We start from the raw sequence: 17,308 nt of genomic DNA, 5'->3' as shown, positions 1-17,308 counted from the left end.
ACGGCAGGAAAGCCTGATGAATATGCAAACAAGTACAACGCAAGGTCACTTGAACTGGGACGACATGCGCTTCTTTCTCGAGGTTGCTCGTGCCCGCACCGCAAGCGGTGCAGCCCGCCGCCTGGGGGTGGACTACACCACGGTAGCGCGACGCATCCGCGCCCTGGAGCAGAGCCTGGGCGCCATGTTGTTCGAGAAATCGCGAACCGCAGGCTTCGTGCTGACCGTAGAGGGGCAGCGCCTGGTCTGCCACGCCGAAACCCTGGAAAGTACACTGCTGGTAGCCTGCGAGCAGGTTTTCGGCACCACCGGAGGGCTTGCCGGGCACCTGCGCATCGGCTGTACCGAAGCCTTCGGGTCCTGTTTCATCGCAGCGCAGATGAGCCACTTCCTCGAGCACTACCCGAATATCTCGGCGGATATTTTGCCAGTCCCGCACTTCGTCAACCTGTCACGGCGCGAGGCGGACATCGCCATCACCCTGGAACGGCCCGAGCGCGGTCCGTACGTGTGCTCGCGGCTGTGCGATTACCGCCTGCGTGTGTATGCGACGCCGGAGTACCTGGCCAGTCATCCGCCGATTGGCTGTCGCGAGGATCTGGCCGGTCACCCGTTCGTGACCTACGTCGATGATCTGGCCTTCAGCTTCAAGCTGCTCTACCTGAACGACCTGATGCTCGGCGCGCGCAGCCGCCTGCGCAGCACCAGCGTGGTCGCCCAGTACCATGCGGCTCTGGAAGGGCGCGCACTGGCGATCCTGCCTTGCTTCCTCGCCGGTCCCGACCCGCGCCTGTGCGAGGTGCTGCCGGATCAGGTGGAGGTCACGCGACAGTTCTGGATGTACTACTGTGAGGACCTGCGCAACCTCAAGAGGATTACCCTGGTGGCCGACTACCTGCGCACTTGCGCGAAGCTCAATCGTCCGCTGCTGATGGGCGAATCACACCAGATGGTCTACCCGCCGTTGCTCTGAGTTGCAGGTCTGGCCATCGATTGGACCCTAAAAAAATAAAAATCAGGTGTCTCTATGCTTCTTGAACATGCGTTGTTAACCGATGCCAGCGGCAAGCCGATTCACCAGCATCACAAAAGTTTTTCAACCGAGTGGGATGAAATCAGCGACTGGTCGGATCGCATGTATATGCCCTACCGTGTGGCACCCAAAGGGCAGGCCATCAAGCCGCACGCCACCATGCATTCGTCCAGGATTGGCGAGTTGACGCTGACTCGTTTTGCCTATGGCGTGCCGGTGAGCGTCGATGAATTTTCGCCCGAAGCCGGGAATGCGCTACTGCTTACCACTATTCGCGGCAATGCCCGGCACTGGACCCGGCGTTCCGTCACTGAGGATACGGCAATGGGTGAATCATTCGTTGCCGATTGCAGTCGTGTCGATTACCGGATCGACCTCGACCCTGATCACCTGCAACTGAATCTGACCATTCCTCATGCCGTATTGGAGCGGATGGCGCAGCAGTGGTTTGGGTTCGTGCCCGATGATCAGTTCTGGAGACACAAGTGCGTCATCGGCGGAGTCGGGTCGAGCTGGCTGAGTTTGCTGGAGTACACGGTTCGTTGTATTGCCGAAGCTCCCGCACACATGGCTGAAGGGCGAATGGGTACTCACCTGGAGCAAAGTCTTTGCGTTCATATGCTGCAAGAATGGGCTGGCCGCGCCGGGCGGGCAGGGCTTGATTTGAATAGTCCACTGAACCGGATTGCACCCCGTTATGTCAGGGCTGCCGAAGAGTTCATGAGTGCCAATGCTGCGAGCCTGCCGACGATGGGTGAGATTGCCAGTGCGGTAGGGACCAGTGTACGGACATTGAGTGGTGCCTTCGCGCGTTTTCGCGGCATGACGCCCGGTGCGTTCTTGCGTGAGCAGCGATTGCAGGGGGCGCACCGCGATTTGCTGGCGGCGGACCCGCAATCGGGAACCACCGTTTCGGCCATCGCCTTTCGCTGGGGTTATCTGAACCTGGGTGAATTTGCGGGGATCTATCGCAAGCGTTTCAGTGAATTACCCTCCCAGACCTTGCAGCGCCGGCTGCGCTAGCGATTGGAGGCGCTACGAGGGCACCGAGAGCGGTGTCCAGCCCGCTCTCGGTGCCATTCACTGTGGGTCAGAACACCCACAACAGCCTTAGGTTAACCCGCTGGTTTTCCTTGAAACCGTTGTCGACCGAGACGTCCTGGCCGTAGTTGAGCAGGGCCTGGAAGGAGGGGGTTATCCAGTATGACGAGCCGACACGGTATTTACTGGTGTCGGGTTCATCGTTCTGATCCTGACCGTCAATGCGCGTCTCACCGCCCCAGAGTCGAGACGCACCGACATGCACCGAAAGTTTTGGTGTCACGGCGTACCTCAGGTAGGTCTGGGTTTGCCACTGCGGCTTCTGGCGCAACGTCAGGTCTTGACTCGTGAGGTCGTCATTTTTGCCAAAGAAGGTCACATCCGCGGTGAGGTCCAGGGAAAGTTTTTCAGTGAGACCGGTCACATAGCCTGTCTGCAATGTCATCTTCCAACGGTTTTCGCCAAGGTTGAGTGCATCGTTGCGGTCATAGTTTCCGGTCGGCACGTACAGGTAGGGTGCAATACCCCAGTAACGATTTTTCGCCGGGTCATTCACGAGCCATAGAGTGGACGCCAGAATCAGATCGCCCATGCCACTGGTTTGTCCCAGCGAGTCGTTATCGCGTGTTCCTTCCAGGCGGCCGAAGGGCAACAGGAACTGTGTATTGATCGTGTAGTCGCCCAACTGCTGGTAATGCGCGGCGCGCAGTATGCCGATATCCGAGTCGAGCCCCGCTTTGATCGCAACCTTGTGACCATCACTGTAAAGCGAGCGCCGCTGCGCATGCTGCAGGTAAAGCAAACCGATATTGCTGCCGGCTGGAAGCGCAGCGGTGTATTCGCCGGCGTCCACATCGATGGCCTGGGCGTTGCCCGCCAGAATCGCCAGCACGAGGCCGGCACCGATCGTTGAAGTGTCAAGTGCGCGCACCAAGGGCCGAACGCGCGCAGGGGTACGTGTGGAGATCTCCATGAGTCACCTGTTTTGTTTTTGTTGGTTTTTGGAGAGGAATTTTTTCGTGCAGCATCGCCTGGAGCCCCGGGGGGCTCTCATGCGATCTGCATCGAATCAGTGCCGGGTCAGCGGGTCAGATAGCGGTAGGCCGCCGTTTCGAAATCCAGATAGGCATTGACCGAAACGGAATCGGCGAACGGCAATATCTGAGTGGCCCAAAAACCGCCGATGCCGTTCTTGCGGTCGATCCAATAGAAAAGATTGGCCAATCCGGCCCACGCCAAAGAACCCGCAGGGCGACCGGTGGGGGCATCTTGATCGTTGATCATGAAACTCATCGCCCACGACTTGGGCATGCCCGGGAAGAACTCTGCGGTATTGGTGAGACTGGGGATAACGCCGGGGAGGGCTTTTACTTTCAGGTTTTCGAGACCATTTTTTTCAGCGAAACGAATCGTTTCCGGTTTGAGAATCCGTCCGTGATCCCCCTGTCCATCGTTAAGCCAGGCACGGATAAACTGACAGTAATCCTTCACGGTCGAATACAGGCCATGGCCTCCCATGTGCACTTCGGGAGCCTGTGGCAGGATGAAATCCTCGAGTGCGCAAAGCGATCCATCCTCTGCGCGTTGGTGCATGCTGGCTCGCCGCTGGAGCATCGACGGGGTCATGGTAAAGGCGGTATCGGTCATGCCCAGCGGCTCGAAAATACGCTGCTGCATGACTTCACCCAGACGCTTGCCGGTGATGGCCTCGACCACCAGACCGGCCCAATCCATGTTGGAGCCGTATTCCCACTGTTCACCCGGCTCAAACAGCAAGGGTGTTTGAAGCGCCGCCAACGACCCGCTGATGATGCTGGGTTGTCCTTGTTCCTGGGCTAGTCGGTTGTAGTTTTCGTTGAAGAACTCATAACCCAGACCTGCCGTATGAAGCAGAAGCATTCGAGTGGTGATGTGTTTTCTGGGGGCGCGAAGGCGAGGCGTTCCGTCGCTATCAAACCCCTCGAGCACCTTCAGTTCGCCGATCATCGGCACATAGTTCCTGGCAGGCGCATCGAGATCCAGTCGGCCCTGTTCGAACAACTGCAGCACCGCCGTGGCGGTTATCGCTTTGGTCGTGGAAAACATGGCGAAAACGCTGTCGGTCGTCATGGCAGGGGCTTGACCCTGCGTCCGTTGACCTGATGCACCCTCATAGACCAGACCGTCACGCCCGACTATTGCCGCGACTACGCCTGGGACGCGCTGCGATCCAGCCGTGGCAGCATCGAGCAAGTGGTTGAGTGATGATGTAAAACCTGGATTCATTATTTTTATTCTCCTTACACCCGACCCATAGCCCGCTGGGCTGGAGCTTATGGTGGGTGTGCAGTGGCAGGACTGATTGGCCCGACGTGAAGCGATGAACATCGGGGCCAGTGGAGAGTAAGAAAATAAAATCCGAGGGTTTGTCGGCTGCCGGCAGAGGGTGTCGGAATCAGGTACTTATTTAAGTGCTTGGGAGGAGGGCGATGCGTGAACGACTGCCGTCTCAGTTGCCCGCAATGCACCCTGCAGGGTACTCATCACCATCTCATGCAGCAGCTTGCGGCGTGCTCCAATGCCGGCCTTGGGCTGCCCAACCCAGGCCGGTAGTTGATTGAGCAAGGACACGATGCCGCTTACGGTCGCGCGCCGGGTGACGCTAGCCGGTTTACCGGTGAGTTGGTCTATGGTCTCCACCAGATGCTGCTCGTAGCGTCGGCGCAGGGTCAGAATCGAGGCTTGCTGTTCGCAGCTCAAACAATGGAGGTCGTACTCAGCCAGGCGGAAATGTGCGGCCATACGCTCGTGGAGCCGCAGGTGCGCCTCAAGCAGGCCGTGCAGTCGTACGGTGGGGGCGGATTTGCGATGGGTCACCAGGCTGGCGCCGTCAAGCAACGCTTCGTAGAGCTCCTCGATCAGTTCAAACAGCAGTTCCTCTTTGCTATCGATGTGGTTGTAGAGGGAGCCGGCGGTGATCCCCAGGCAAGTGGCCAGATCGCGCATGCTGACTCGGCTGAAACCATGCGTGGCGAACAGCTCGACAGCCTTGTGCCGGGTTTCCAGGTAACGCGTGTTGCGTTCTTCGTCGACAGGCACGGCAAAAAGGGTTTTGGAGGGCTGCATGTGACTCATCGACCTCATACGCGAAACTGTCCCAATAGCCGATTGAGCTGACCCGCAAGTTGGCCCAGTTCCTGGCTCGCCTCGTTGGACCGGTCTGCTGCCTGGGCACTTTCGTGGGCCAGGGAGGCTGCGCGGGTCACGTTCTGGTTGATGTCCTCGACCACGTGTGACTGCTCCAGGGTGGCGCTGGCGATCGAGGCGTTCAGTTCAGTGACATTGCGCAGTGCGCCGAGTACCTGGTGCAGGCTTTCAGCCGTTTGGTGAGCCTGTTCCACGGTTTGTCGAGCGGCTTGGCTGCTGGCATTGATGACATCTACTGCAGCTTCCGAATTGCCGTGCAGACGCTCGATCATGTCCTGTATTTGCGCGGTGGACTGCTGGGTGCGCTGGGCCAGCAGGCGCACTTCGTCTGCTACTACCGCGAAGCCGCGACCCTGTTCGCCAGCGCGCGCCGCCTCGGTGGCGGCGTTCAGCGCGAGCAGATTGGTCTGCTCGGCGATGGCGCGGATCACTTCCAGCACGCTGCCGATCTGGGTGCTTTCCCGGGCCAGGCTCTGGATCACCTCGACGGCCTGGCCGATGGTATCGGACAACTGGTCGATCTGGAGCAGGCTGATGTCGATGTTGTGCTGGCCCCGACGCGCCTGTTCTTCGGCTTGGCGAACTTCATTGGCAGCGTGCTCGGCGTTCTTCGCCACTTCCTGCACGGCGTAGGAGACCTCGTGGATGGCGGCGGCCACCAGTTCCATCTGCTGCGATTGCTGCTGGCTGTGGTTCTGGCTATCGGCGGCGATTTCGCCGAGCGACTTCGAAGCCTGGTCCAGGCTGTCAGCGGACTGTATGGACTGACCGATCACGCCACGCAGCTTGTTGGTGAACACGTTGAAATGGCCGCTCAAGTCTGTCAGTTCATCGCGCCAGCGGTTATCCAGATTGCGGGTCAGGTCGGCTTCGCCGCTGGCGATGTTCTCCATCGCATCGACCACCCGCGCCAGTGGCGAGGCGATACTGCGGGCGATCAGCAGGATCAGCGCACTGAGCAGCAGGGCGATCGTCAGCAATATGACGCAGGCCTGAATCAGCTGGCGGCGGAACTCGACTTGCACGTCGTCTATGTAGATGCCCGAGCCGACAATCCAGCCCCAGGGCTTGAACAATTCGACGTAGGAAACCTTCTCCACCGGCGTGTCAGAACCCGGTTTGGGCCAGCGGTAGTGCACCAGGCCGGCGCCATCGCGTTTGGCCGTGGCGACCATTTCGTCGAACAGCGCCTTGCCGTCCGGATCGAGTGTACCGGCCATGCGCTTGCCCTCGAGCCCGGCATTGGGGTGCATGACCATTCGCGTGTCGAGGTCTTCGAGCCAGAAGTAATCCTCGCGGTCGTAGCGCAAGTCGCGCATGACCGCGATGGCCTGCTGCTGCGCCTGCTCACGACTGAGGCCCTGGCCTTCCAGGCTTTGGAAGTGACGCAGGATGCCGCTGGCGGTCTCGACCACGTGGCGGGTTTTCAGCGCCTTGGCGGTATAAAGGTCGTTATAGCTCTGCTTGAGCATCAGGCCGGCGAGTATCAGCAGCATCAGGATGGATGTCAGCAAAATCAGCCACAGACGGCGGCTAATGGAAATATTGCGCAAGCCGGGCATGGGCAGCTCCACAAGGGGCAAGACAGGGAAAAGCCGGACGCGGCAGTCGCGTCCGGCTGGAGGAGCTCAGAGCGCGTAGTGGCTCAGTTCGCGGGCGATCAGCAGGCGCTGGACTTCGCTGGTGCCTTCGTAGATCTGGGTGATGCGCGCGTCGCGGTAGTAGCGCTCTACCGGGTAGTCTTCCAGGTAACCGTAGCCGCCATGGATCTGCATGGCGCTGGAGCACACGCGCTCGGCCATTTCCGAGGCGAACAGCTTGGCCTGGGAGGCTTCGGAAAGGCACGGTTGCCCGGCGCTTTTCAGGCGCGCCGCATGCAGTACCAGCAGGCGGGTGGCGTTGAGCCGGGTGTGCATGTCGGCGAGCAGGTTGGACACGCTCTGGTGCTCGATGATCGGCTTGCCGAACTGGACGCGTTCGCGGGCATAGCCCAGGGCTGCCTCGAAGGCGGCGCGGGCGATGCCCAAGGCCTGGGCGGCGATGCCGATGCGGCCGCCTTCCAGGTTGGACAGGGCAATGGCCAGGCCCTTGCCGCGTTCTCCCAGCAGGTTGGCCTCGGGGATGGTGCAGTTGTTCAGGGTCACCGCGCAGGTATCGGAGGCCTTGATGCCCATCTTGTGTTCGCTGCGGTCGACCACGAAGCCGGGGTTGTCGGTCGGTACCAGGAAGGCCGACAGCCCCTTCTTGCCCAGTTGCGCATCGGTCACGGCGAAGACGATGGCCAGCCTGGCGCGCTTGCCGTTGCTGACGAACTGCTTGGCGCCATTGAGTACCCATTGACCGTCGCGCAGTTCGGCACGAGTGCGCAGGTTGTGCGCCTCGGAGCCAGCCTGTGGCTCGGTCAGGCAGAAGCAGCCGATCGCTTGACCACTGACCAGCAGCGGCAGCCAACTGTCCTGCTGCGCGGGGGTGCCGTATTTCAGCAGGGGGCCGCAGCCTACCGAGTTGTGGATGCTCATCAGCGCGCCGAGGGCACCGTCGCCGGCCGAGATTTCTTCCACGGCCAGGGCGTAGGCCACATAGTCGGTGTAGCTGCCGCCCCAGGTGTCCGGCACGACCATGCCCAGCAGGCCCAACTCGCCCATCTGCGCCACCACGGCGTCATCGATCCAGCCGGCCTTCTCCCAGGCCTGGGCATGCGGCGCGACTTCGCTGCGGGCGAAGTCGCGCGCCATGTCGCGGATCATGCGTTGTTCTTCGGTCAATTCGATATCGTGCATTGCAAAGTCTCCTGCCGATCAGGCGGTGCGTACGGGCTTGCCGCAGGCGCGTTGAAACTCGTTGAAGAAGGCCTGCACCCGGGCAGGTTCCAGCTCTGCCAGGGTTGGCGGGTTCCAGCGTGGGCGCTTGTCCTTGTCGATGATCAGGGCGCGCACACCCTCCATCAGGTCGCCCTTGTCGAACCACTGGTAGTCCAGGTGCAACTCCAGAGCGAAGCACTCGGCCAGGCTCAGGTAACGACCACGGCGCAACAACTCAAGCGTCGTGGCCATCGCCAGTGGCGAGCGGCTGTCGAGCAGTTTCACCGTCTGTTCGGCCCAGTCTTGCAGCTCAGGGCGTTGTTCTCGCTGCAGCGCGGTACGAATGGCCGGGACATCGGGCAAGGCGAAGTACTCGTCGATCGCCTGGCGACAGGCCTTGAGCTCGGACCCGGCAAGACGCTCTGTAGCCATGTCGGCAAGCAGGTCCTGCAAGTCTTCGTCGGGCGCAGCGGTCCAGTTCAGGTGGTCGAGACAGGCATCCAGCTCGGCCAGCCGTTCGCTGGGCAGGTAGTAGTCGGCAAGGTTCGCATAGAGGGTATCGGCGGCACGCACCTGGCAGCCGGTGATGCCCAGATAGGTTCCCAGTTCCCCCGGCAGGCGCGGCAGGAAATAGCTGCCACCGACATCGGGGAAAAAGCCGATGCCGACTTCCGGCATGCCCATCCGCGTGCGCTCGGTGATCACCCGTAGCGAGGCGGCCTGGGCCAGGCCCATGCCGCCGCCGAGGACGAAACCATCGAGCAGCGCCAGCACGGGCTTGGTGTAACCATGCAGGTATTCGTCGAGGGCATACTCTTCCTCGAGGAACAGCTCGTGCTGGTTGTCGCCGGCAATGTAGCTGTCGTACAGCATGCGAATGTCGCCACCGGCGCAGAAGGCCTTTTCACCGGCGCCGCGAATGGTCACGGCGACGATCTGCGGGTCCTGTTCCCAAGCCCACAGGTGCCGGCATAGCAGGCGCACCATGGGCAGGTCCAGGGTGTTCAACGCGCTTGGCCGATTCAGTGTCAGGTGGCCGACGCGGTTGCGTACGCTGGCCAGCACCGGGGCTTGCTGCTCGCTCATGCTCAGGCTTCTCCGCGGAACAGTTGGATGATGGCGGAGAAGTCCAGGCCGCCATTACCTTGCAGGCTGAAGGTCTGGTACAGCTGCTGGGCTACAGCACCGAGCGCGACCGGTTGACGCGCGTGTCTGGCCGCTTCGGTGGCCAGGCCCAGATCCTTGAGCATCAGGTCGCTGCCAAAGCCGCCGCTGTAGCCGCGTGAGGCCGGCGCGTTTTCCAGTACACCCGGGAACGGATTGTTGACCTCCGAGCTCCAGCAGCGACCGCTGGAGGTATTGATGATCCCGGCCAGCACCTTGGCTTCCATGCCCAGGGCCACACCCAGGGCCATGGCTTCGGCGACGCCGACCATGGAGATGCCGAGCAGCATGTTGTTGGCGATCTTGGCCACTTGGCCGTTGCCGGCTGCGCCGCAGTGCACGATGTTCTTGCCCATGACCGAGAGGATCGGCAGGGCCTGGTCGAACACACTGTCCGGGCCACCGACCATAAAGGTCAGGGTGCCTGCCGCCGCGCCGCCGGTGCCGCCGGATACCGGCGCGTCAAGCATTGGGTTGCCTTGGGCAAGGGCGTACTTGGCCACCTCGCGGGTGCTCAGCGGGTCGATGGTCGAACTGTCGATAAGCAACACGCCTGGGCCGATATTGGCCAGCAGGCCGTCCTTGCCGCGATAGACCTGCTTCACGTGTTCGGCGGTCGGCAGCATGGTGATGATCACCTCGACCCTGGCCTTGGCCACGGCGGCGGGCGAGTCGGCGGCGCTGGCGCCGGCCTCCACCAGGGCGGCGACCGCCTGGGGGAAGGGATCAAAGACGGTCAGGCTGTGGCCAGCCTTGAGCAGGTTACGGGCCATTGGGCCGCCCATGTTGCCGAGGCCGAGAAATCCGATATGCATGTTGGCTACCTTTTACGATAGGGGGCAGTGGCGCAGGAAATCCTGCGCGCGCTTGTCGTCGGCCGACGCAAGGCGCCGGCCGGCAAAGGTCATTTCAGGGTGATGGTGGTGTTCACCGCGCCGCTGGTGTCGTCCTCGTCGAACCAGCGCTGGGTGATCGTCTTGGTCTGGGTGTAGAAGGTCACCACTTGCTTGCCGTAGGGACCCAGGTCGCCCAGCTTGGAGGCGCGCGAACCGGAGAAGGAGAACAGCGGGACCGGTACCGGGATTGGCACGTTGATGCCGACCTGGCCGACGTCGATCTCTTCCTGGAAGTGACGCGCCGCAGCGCCGGAACGGGTGAACAGGGCAGTGCCGTTGCCGTTCGGGTTGGCGTTGATGATCTCGATTGCCTCATCCAGGTTGGCGGCGTGCATGACGCACAGTACCGGGCCGAAGATCTCTTCGCGGTACACGGACATTTGCGCCGTGACGCCGGAGAAAATGGTCGGGCCGACGAAGTTACCGTCCTGGTAGCCCGGCACGCTCGGGTTGCGCCCATCCAGTTCAAGCTTTGCACCTTCTTCGATGCCGCTGGCGATCAGGCCGTTGACGCGGTCCAGGGCGGCGCAGGAAATCACCGGGCCGATGTCGGTGCCCGGCTCGGTGCCACCGTTGATCTTGAGGGTCTTGGTTCGCTCAATCAGGTCCGGTAGCCAAGCCTGCGCTTCACCGACCAGGATCACCACGGGCAGAGCCATGCAGCGCTGGCCGGCGGCGCCGAAGGAGGCGCCCAGCAGGTTGTTCAGGGTCTGCTGCCGGTTGGCATCGGGCAGGACGATGGCATGGTTTTTCGCGCCCATCATGCATTGCGCGCGCTTGCCGTTCTGGGTGGCGCGGTTGTAGACGTGGGTGCCGACCTTGGTCGAGCCGACGAAGGACACGGCCTTGATATCCGGGTGGTCGCAGATCAGGTTCACCGCGTCGACGCCACCGTGGATGACGTTGAGTACACCCTTGGGTACACCGGCCTCCAGCGCCAGTTCCACCAGGCGCATGGTCACCAGCGGGTCCTGCTCGGACGGCTTGAGGACGAAGGTGTTGCCGGTGGCAATGGCCATCGGGAACATCCAAAGCGGGATCATCGCCGGGAAGTTGAACGGGGTGATGCCGGCGCACACGCCCAGCGGTTGCAGCAGGGTGTAGGTGTCGACGCCGTTGGCCACGTTGTTGGCCAACTCGCCCATCTGCAGGTTGCCGATGCTGGCGGCGTGCTCGACCACTTCCAGGCCGCGGAACACGTCACCTTCGGCATCCGGCAGGGTCTTGCCTTGCTCGGCGGTCAGCAGGGCGGCCAGTTCCTTGATGTTCTCGCGGATCAGCTGCTGGTACTTGAGGAAGACACGGGAACGGGTACCGATCGGGGTCTTGCGCCAGGTCTTGAAGGCTTGCTTGGCGCTGGCAACGGCGGCGTTCATTTCCTCGGCGGTGGCGAAGGGGACGCGGGCCAGGACTTCCTGGGTGGCCGGGTTGACTACGTCGCGCCACTGAGTGCTGCGCGATTCGACGAATTCGCCGTTGATGAGAAGCTTGACGCTTGGAATGCTGGAAGAGGTCATTTTTAGTTCTGCCTACTTTCTTTGGGTCGAGTTAAGCCACTCGGCCTGGATGGCCGAGCGGTCGGATTTGGATTCAGAAGGGCCGGCGTACCAGCCTGGGTTCAGCCCTTGAGTTGCGGGAAGTCTTCTTCGAAGTATTCCTGCGGGCCACGTGCGTCGCCCTGACGGCGCTGCGTTTCCATTTGCCGCAGTTCCACCCGGCGGATCTTCCCGGAGATGGTCTTGGGCAGCTCGCTGACAAATTCGATGCGCCGCACCCGCTTGTAGGGCGCCAGGTGCTCGCGGGCGAAAGCGAAGATGCTGCCGGCCAGTTCGAGGCTGCCCTGGGCTTCATGGGCCAGGATCAGATAGGCCTTGGGCACTGCCAGGCGCACCGGGTCGGGGCTTGGGACCACGGCCACTTCCATCACCGCCGGGTGCTCGATCAGCGCGCTTTCCAGCTCGAAGGGGCTGATGCGGTAGTCGGAAGCCTTGAACACGTCGTCGGCGCGGCCGACGAAGGTGATGTAGCCCTCTTCGTCGATCTGCGCGGTGTCGCCGGTGCGGTAGTAGCCGTCGCGCATCACTTCGGCGGTCTTTTCCGGGCTGTCCTCGTAGCACAGCATCAGGCCGAGCGGGCGCACATCCAGCGGCAGGGCCACTTCGCCTTCGTTACCCGGCACGCCATCAGGGTCGAGCATGGTCACCCGGTAGCCCGGCAGCGGACGGCCCATGGACCCCGGCTTGAGCCGCTGGCCAGGCGTGTTGCCGACCAGGGCGGTGGTTTCCGACTGGCCGAAACCGTCGCGCAGCAACAGGCCCCAGGCGTGCAGGATCTGCTCGATGATCTCCGGGTTGAGCGGCTCACCGGCGCCCACCAGTTCGCGCAGGCGCAGGCGTGTCTTGTAGCTGGCCAGGTCTTCCTGGATCAGCATGCGCCACACGGTAGGCGGCGCGCACAGGCTGGTGACGCCGTAGCGTTCCAGCACGCCGAGCAGGGCTTGCGCGCTGAAGCGTGCGGTGTTGTGGATAAAGATGCAGGCGCCGGCATTCCATGGTGCGAAGAGGCAACTCCAGGCGTGCTTGGCCCAGCCCGGGGACGAAATGTTCAGGTGCAGGTCGCCCGGCTGCAGGCCGATCCAGTACATGGTCGATAGGTGGCCGACCGGGTAACTCTGGTGACTGTGCAGCACCATCTTCGGCTTGGAGGTGGTGCCGGAGGTGAAGTACAGCAGCATCGGGTCGGTGGCCAGCGTGCGGCCCTCGGTTTCGAACTGCTCAGAATGTTCGCTGGCGGCGCTGTGCGGGGTCCAGCCGGCGGGGGACGGACCAACGCAGATGCGGCTGCAGTCTTCACCCAGCCCGACGAACTTGTCGACATGGGCGCTACCGACTACCAGGTGGCGAACCTGGCCACGCTCGATGCGGTCGCGCAGGTCATCGGGGGTCAGCAGGGCGGTGGCGGGAATGACCACGGCGCCGAGTTTGAAGGCGGCCAGCATGGTTTCCCACAGGGCGACGTCGTTACCGAGCATCAGCAGGATGCGTTCGCCACGGCGCACGCCGAGGGCACGCAGGTGATTGGCCACCTGGTTGGAACGCGCGGCCAGTTGCTGGAAGCTGTAGCGTTGTTCGCTGCCGTCCTCTTCGACGATCCACAGGGCATTGGCCTGATTGCCCTCGGCCATGGCGTCAAAGTAATCCAGCGCCCAGTTGAATTCGCTCAGCTGCGGCCAGCGGAAGTCACGCACGGCGGTGGCGTAGTCGGTACGGTGGGCCAGCAGGAAGTCACGAGCGGCCAGGAAGGGTTGGCAGTTGTTGTTCATTGGAGTCTCCCGAGACGCGCGCGGGTACCTGAAAGTGGGGAGACGACGGCAAGCAAAGATAGCTTCACGGTGGGTGCCCTGTTTATTTTTATTGGGACTGACCTGGTTCATGGCCAGGCGGTTGAATCGAGTATAGGCAGGCATAAATCAAATAAGAATGCTCAAAAAGTCCCGTGCGTTGTGCAAAAAAGCACAGGCTTGCGGCATCCCTGATACGCCAGAAATGCACAAGGCGGGCGCTGCCCGCACCGTCAAACGATGCAAACAGCGCCCGCCTTGTGCGGGTACTTACCAGAGCGCCAGGGTATAGCTGAGGATCAGGCGGTTCTCGTTGAGATCGTTACCGAAGTGGGCGGTGCGCACCGTAGCGTTGCGCCACTTGAGACCGAGGTTTTTCAGCGAGCCGCTCTGCACCACGTAGCCGATGTCGGTGTCGCGCTCCCATTCGCGACCCTCAGGCCTGCGGGCGCCCAGATCGATGCTGTCGCCGGCCAGGTAGCGGGTCATGAAGGTCAGGCCGGGAATGCCGAGCGCCGCGAAGTTGTAGTCGTAGCGCGCCTGCCAGGAACGCTCGTCCTTGTTGGCGAAGTCGTTGATCTGCACGAAGTTGACCAGGTAGGCGTCGCTGCCATTGACGTAGGCAAAGCCGGTGTCGCCACTCATGCGTTGGTAGCCCAGACCGAAGGCATGGCCGCCGAGGGCATAGGTGAACATGGCGCCGAAGGCGTTGTTGTCGATGTTGCTGTTGCCGTCGTCGGTGGAGCGGGCGTAGCGCAGGTCGCTCTTGAGCGTCTGGCCTGCGCCCAGCGGCAGCACGTGGACCAGACTGAACTGGTGTTGGTGGTAGAAGTCGTCCAGGCCGCCGTAGTTGTAGCCCGTGTTCAGCCGGTCGTTCCACTGGTAGGCAAGGCCGGCGAAATTGAAGGCGTCACTGCGGGCCTGGCCACTGACAATGCCCTTGGCGCCGGTGGTGGTGATCGCCATTTTCTCGTAGTCCGAGGAGTCGCGCTGGTTGACCCGATCCACGCGCCCGGCATCAACGCTCAGGCCTTTGATCTCCTGGACGTTCAACTGCCCACCGCGAAATGTTTGCGGCAACAGGCGCGAGTCATTGGCCAACAGCACCGGCAACTTCGGGGTCAGGGTGCCAAGCTTGAGCACGCTGTTGGACGCTTTGAACTTGGCCGTCAGGCCCAGTTCGCCATACTCGTCCTTGGCGCGTTTGGGCGGCTCGTTATCGCGCTTGAGCAGGCCAGAGCCGGAGCGATCGGGACTGGAATCGAGCTTGACGCCGAGCTGGCCAAGAGCGTCGATACCGACGCCAATCATGCCGTCGGTATAGCCGGATTCGTAGCGCAGAAGGAAACCCTGGGCCCATTCTTCTTGCTTGGACTGGGCGGCATTGGCCTGGCGGAAGTCGCGGTTGAAATAGAAGTTGCGCGTTTCCAGCCTGGCCGTGCTGTCTGCGAAGAAATCGGCGTGAGCCTGTGCGGCGAGGCCGGTGCCGGCCAGGAACAGAGTGAGGGTGGTGGGTTTCATTGGTTGCCTTTTGTTGTTTTTGTTGTCGACGAGCCGCTCCCGCGCCGCTTGGCGTTGGCGAGGGAGGGGCGCCTCTGGGGTGTCCTGCGCCGAGCGGCGCAGGTCGGGCGTAAAAAAGCGCGAAGCAAAGGAGCGGACTCGCGCTCGGGGCGTCAACCCCGGAAAAAGCAGCGTCAGTGACTGCTGGCCATGGCAGCTCCAAGGCCGGTCTGGGCACGAACGAACTGGTCGGCATAGGCGGCGCGCTCGCGGTCGGCGCGTTCGCTGCGGTCAAGCCTGGAAGCGACCACTATGACCAGGAAGGCCAGTGGCATGGAGAACAGCGCCGGCTGGTCGTAAGGGAAGAGCGCCTGGGCATGCCCCAGTACGCCGACCCACACCGACGGCGAGCCGATCACCAGGGCCAGCGCGCTGACCAGGCCGGTCAGGCCGCCATAGAGGGCGCCGCGGGTGGTCAGGCCGCCCCAGTACATGGCCATGATCAGTACCGGGAAATTCGCCGAAGCGGCGATGCCGAACGTCAGGCCGACCAGGAAGGCGATGTTCTGCCCCTCGAACAGAATGCCGAGGGCGATCGCAACGATGCCCAGGCAGATGGTGGCGATACGCGACACGCGCATTTCCTGTTTCTCGTCGGCGCAGCCCTTCTTCAATACCGAAGCGTAAAGGTCATGGGAGATGGCCGAGGCACCGGCCAGGGCCAGGCCAGCCACCACTGCGAGAATGGTGGCGAAAGCCACGGCGGAGAGGAAACCGAGAAACAGGTTGCCACCCACTGCCTTTGCCAGGTGCATGGCTACCATATTGCTGCCGCCAATCATGGCCCCTCCGAGCTTGCCATCGACGTAGTACTGAGGATCGGTGCCGACGATGACGATGGCGGTATAGCCCAGGACGCAGACCACCAGGAAGAAGAAACCGATAAACACCGTGGCGAACAGTACGGATTTACGCGCTTCCTTGGCATTGGGCACCGTGAAGAAGCGCATCAGGATGTGCGGCAGGCCGGCAATGCCGAAGACCAGCCCAAGGGATAAGGACACCGCGTTGATCGGGTCGGCCAGCAAGGTGCCCGGGCCCATGATCTGCACGCCGCTGGCATGCACGGCCACAGCCTGGGCGGCCAGCGTCTCGAAGCTGAAATCGAAGCGACTCAGGGCCATCAGCACCAGGGTCGTGCCGCCCGCCAGGAGCAGGACCGCCTTGGTGATCTGTACCCATGTGGTGGCGAGCATGCCGCCGAAGATGACATAGACCAGCATCAGCAGTCCGACTACCACCACCGCCGTGCGGTAATCGAGACCGAACAGCAGTTTGATCAGTTGACCGGCACCGACCATCTGCACCACCAGATAGCAGCACACCACGGTCAGCGATCCGAGGGCGGCGAAGCTGCGCACGCGGGTTTGATCGAGGCGGTAGGAGACGATGTCGGCGAAAGTGTAGCGCCCCAGGTTGCGCAAGCGTTCGGCCATCAGGAAGGTGACGATGGGCCAGCCGACGAAGAAGCCGATGATGTAGACGAAGCCGTCGTAGCCCTTGGCGAAGACCAGGCTCGACAGGCCCAGCAGAGTTGCCGCCGACATGTAGTCACCGGCGATTGCCAGGCCATTCTGGAAGCCGGTGATGCCGCCACCGGCGCTGTAGAAGTCGGCGGCGGAGCGGGTGCGTCGTGCCGCCCACCAGGTGATCAGCAGGGTGGCGAGGACGAAGACGAAAAACATGCCGATGGCGTGCAGGTTGAGCGGTTGCTTCTGCGCAATGATGGGCTCGGCATGGGCCAGCACAGGGCTGAGGGCGAGAAGGGCGAACAGGCGTTTCATGCGCGGGACTCCTGCAGGATCTGCGAGCTGAGTACGTCGAAGCGGGTGTTGGCGCTGTGCACGTACCAGGCGGTGAGTAGCCAGGACAACAGGATGATCGTCACGCCGATTGGCATGCCGAGGCTGAGGTGGCTGCCGTCGTAGAGCGGCAGGTGCAGCCAGGCAGGGGCGAAAGCCACCACCATGATGAAGCTGTAATAGATAGCCAGGACCGCGCCGCTCAGCGTCCAGGCCAGCAGTGCACGCTGGCGCGCGAGGCGGTGGAACTTGGGGTTGGCCCTGACCAGTGCACAGGTCTGGACGTGGTTCGGATGGTCGGTCGTCATGGTGCGGCTCCGCATTTCTAGTTGTTTTTGTTGTTCGGCCTTTTGAGGGGCGTACGGGTACCCGGGCAGCGACCCCATGCGGGACGCCACCTGAATGCTGATGTGCTGGAGTTATTGCCGCCCGGATGACCTTGCGGTGGAGAGAGGGCGGTGCAGGAGGGCGAGCCCGATCCTCTG

General features: G+C 62.3%; 14 protein-coding genes. 2 read left to right on the top strand and 12 right to left on the bottom strand.

What is annotated here, in order from left to right; genetic code table 11:
- Window positions 1-16: 16 nt before the first annotated feature.
- Together KW840_RS21090 and KW840_RS21085 are read left to right on the top strand one after the other, a co-directional pair.
- Window positions 17-973, top strand: a complete 957-nt coding sequence (locus KW840_RS21090; protein ID WP_090456048.1) for a LysR family transcriptional regulator — start codon at window positions 17-19, stop codon at window positions 971-973.
- Window positions 974-1,027: 54 nt separating this feature from the next.
- A complete protein-coding gene (locus KW840_RS21085; protein WP_090456047.1) occupies window positions 1,028-2,056 on the top strand; it encodes a helix-turn-helix transcriptional regulator in 1,029 nt (342 codons plus the stop codon).
- Between the two features lie 67 nt (window positions 2,057-2,123).
- Here the strand turns inward: KW840_RS21085 and KW840_RS21080 are convergent, their stop codons facing one another.
- From KW840_RS21080 to KW840_RS21025, 12 genes are all read right to left on the bottom strand, one after another.
- Window positions 2,124-3,047: a transporter gene (locus tag KW840_RS21080; RefSeq protein WP_154908504.1), complete on the bottom strand. Its 924-nt coding sequence runs from the start codon at window positions 3,045-3,047 to the stop codon at window positions 2,124-2,126.
- Between the two features lie 107 nt (window positions 3,048-3,154).
- Window positions 3,155-4,339 (bottom strand): serine hydrolase, encoded by a 1,185-nt coding sequence (locus tag KW840_RS21075; RefSeq protein ID WP_218497537.1) that lies wholly within the window; start codon window positions 4,337-4,339, stop codon window positions 3,155-3,157.
- A 177-nt stretch (window positions 4,340-4,516) separates the two neighbouring features.
- Entirely contained in the window at window positions 4,517-5,197 is a 681-nt protein-coding gene (locus KW840_RS21070) for a TetR/AcrR family transcriptional regulator (RefSeq protein WP_218497536.1), read from the bottom strand.
- Window positions 5,194-6,822 (bottom strand): methyl-accepting chemotaxis protein, encoded by a 1,629-nt coding sequence (locus KW840_RS21065; protein WP_218497535.1) that lies wholly within the window; start codon window positions 6,820-6,822, stop codon window positions 5,194-5,196. The genes KW840_RS21070 and KW840_RS21065 overlap by 4 nt, the downstream gene beginning before the upstream one ends.
- A gap of 66 nt (window positions 6,823-6,888) precedes the next feature.
- A complete protein-coding gene (locus KW840_RS21060; protein ID WP_154861920.1) occupies window positions 6,889-8,040 on the bottom strand; it encodes an acyl-CoA dehydrogenase family protein in 1,152 nt (383 codons plus the stop codon).
- An 18-nt stretch (window positions 8,041-8,058) separates the two neighbouring features.
- Window positions 8,059-9,147: an enoyl-CoA hydratase/isomerase family protein gene (locus tag KW840_RS21055; RefSeq protein WP_218497533.1), complete on the bottom strand. Its 1,089-nt coding sequence runs from the start codon at window positions 9,145-9,147 to the stop codon at window positions 8,059-8,061.
- A 2-nt stretch (window positions 9,148-9,149) separates the two neighbouring features.
- Entirely contained in the window at window positions 9,150-10,040 is an 891-nt protein-coding gene (gene mmsB, locus KW840_RS21050) for a 3-hydroxyisobutyrate dehydrogenase (protein ID WP_218497531.1), read from the bottom strand.
- A gap of 89 nt (window positions 10,041-10,129) precedes the next feature.
- Window positions 10,130-11,638: a CoA-acylating methylmalonate-semialdehyde dehydrogenase gene (locus tag KW840_RS21045; protein WP_150813951.1), complete on the bottom strand. Its 1,509-nt coding sequence runs from the start codon at window positions 11,636-11,638 to the stop codon at window positions 10,130-10,132.
- Between the two features lie 101 nt (window positions 11,639-11,739).
- Window positions 11,740-13,443, bottom strand: a complete 1,704-nt coding sequence (locus KW840_RS21040) for an AMP-binding protein (RefSeq protein WP_218497529.1) — start codon at window positions 13,441-13,443, stop codon at window positions 11,740-11,742.
- 288 nt (window positions 13,444-13,731) lie between these two features.
- Window positions 13,732-14,982, bottom strand: a complete 1,251-nt coding sequence (locus KW840_RS21035) for an OprD family porin (protein ID WP_218497526.1) — start codon at window positions 14,980-14,982, stop codon at window positions 13,732-13,734.
- A 173-nt stretch (window positions 14,983-15,155) separates the two neighbouring features.
- Window positions 15,156-16,805, bottom strand: coding sequence for a cation acetate symporter (locus KW840_RS21030; protein ID WP_090456028.1), 1,650 nt, complete (start codon window positions 16,803-16,805; stop codon window positions 15,156-15,158).
- Window positions 16,802-17,131: a DUF485 domain-containing protein gene (locus KW840_RS21025; RefSeq protein WP_090456027.1), complete on the bottom strand. Its 330-nt coding sequence runs from the start codon at window positions 17,129-17,131 to the stop codon at window positions 16,802-16,804. The genes KW840_RS21030 and KW840_RS21025 overlap by 4 nt, the downstream gene beginning before the upstream one ends.
- Window positions 17,132-17,308 lie beyond the last annotated feature (177 nt).

This window comes from Pseudomonas sp. PDM30 (genome assembly GCF_019218985.1).
GTDB lineage: Bacteria > Pseudomonadota > Gammaproteobacteria > Pseudomonadales > Pseudomonadaceae > Aquipseudomonas > Aquipseudomonas jessenii.
The sequence above is the reverse complement of the archived record's forward strand: the minus strand, read 5'-3'. Positions and strand labels throughout refer to the sequence as shown.

Bases quoted from the DNA above. Each gene is read 5' to 3' on its own strand.
- KW840_RS21055 (WP_218497533.1), bottom strand. From the start codon at position 9,147: ATGAGCGAGCAGCAAGCCCCGGTGCTGGCCAGCGTACGCAACCGCGTC.
- KW840_RS21040 (WP_218497529.1), bottom strand. From the start codon at position 13,443: ATGAACAACAACTGCCAACCCTTCCTGGCCGCTCGTGACTTCCTGCTG.
- KW840_RS21030 (WP_090456028.1), bottom strand. From the start codon at position 16,805: ATGAAACGCCTGTTCGCCCTTCTCGCCCTCAGCCCTGTGCTGGCCCAT.
- KW840_RS21025 (WP_090456027.1), bottom strand. From the start codon at position 17,131: ATGACGACCGACCATCCGAACCACGTCCAGACCTGTGCACTGGTCAGG.
- KW840_RS21085 (WP_090456047.1), top strand. From the start codon at position 1,028: ATGCTTCTTGAACATGCGTTGTTAACCGATGCCAGCGGCAAGCCGATT.
- KW840_RS21090 (WP_090456048.1), top strand. From the start codon at position 17: ATGAATATGCAAACAAGTACAACGCAAGGTCACTTGAACTGGGACGAC.
- KW840_RS21065 (WP_218497535.1), bottom strand. From the start codon at position 6,822: ATGCCCGGCTTGCGCAATATTTCCATTAGCCGCCGTCTGTGGCTGATT.
- KW840_RS21070 (WP_218497536.1), bottom strand. From the start codon at position 5,197: ATGAGGTCGATGAGTCACATGCAGCCCTCCAAAACCCTTTTTGCCGTG.
- KW840_RS21045 (WP_150813951.1), bottom strand. From the start codon at position 11,638: ATGACCTCTTCCAGCATTCCAAGCGTCAAGCTTCTCATCAACGGCGAA.
- mmsB (WP_218497531.1), bottom strand. From the start codon at position 10,040: ATGCATATCGGATTTCTCGGCCTCGGCAACATGGGCGGCCCAATGGCC.
- KW840_RS21035 (WP_218497526.1), bottom strand. From the start codon at position 14,982: ATGAAACCCACCACCCTCACTCTGTTCCTGGCCGGCACCGGCCTCGCC.
- KW840_RS21060 (WP_154861920.1), bottom strand. From the start codon at position 8,040: ATGCACGATATCGAATTGACCGAAGAACAACGCATGATCCGCGACATG.
- KW840_RS21075 (WP_218497537.1), bottom strand. From the start codon at position 4,339: ATGAATCCAGGTTTTACATCATCACTCAACCACTTGCTCGATGCTGCC.
- KW840_RS21080 (WP_154908504.1), bottom strand. From the start codon at position 3,047: ATGGAGATCTCCACACGTACCCCTGCGCGCGTTCGGCCCTTGGTGCGC.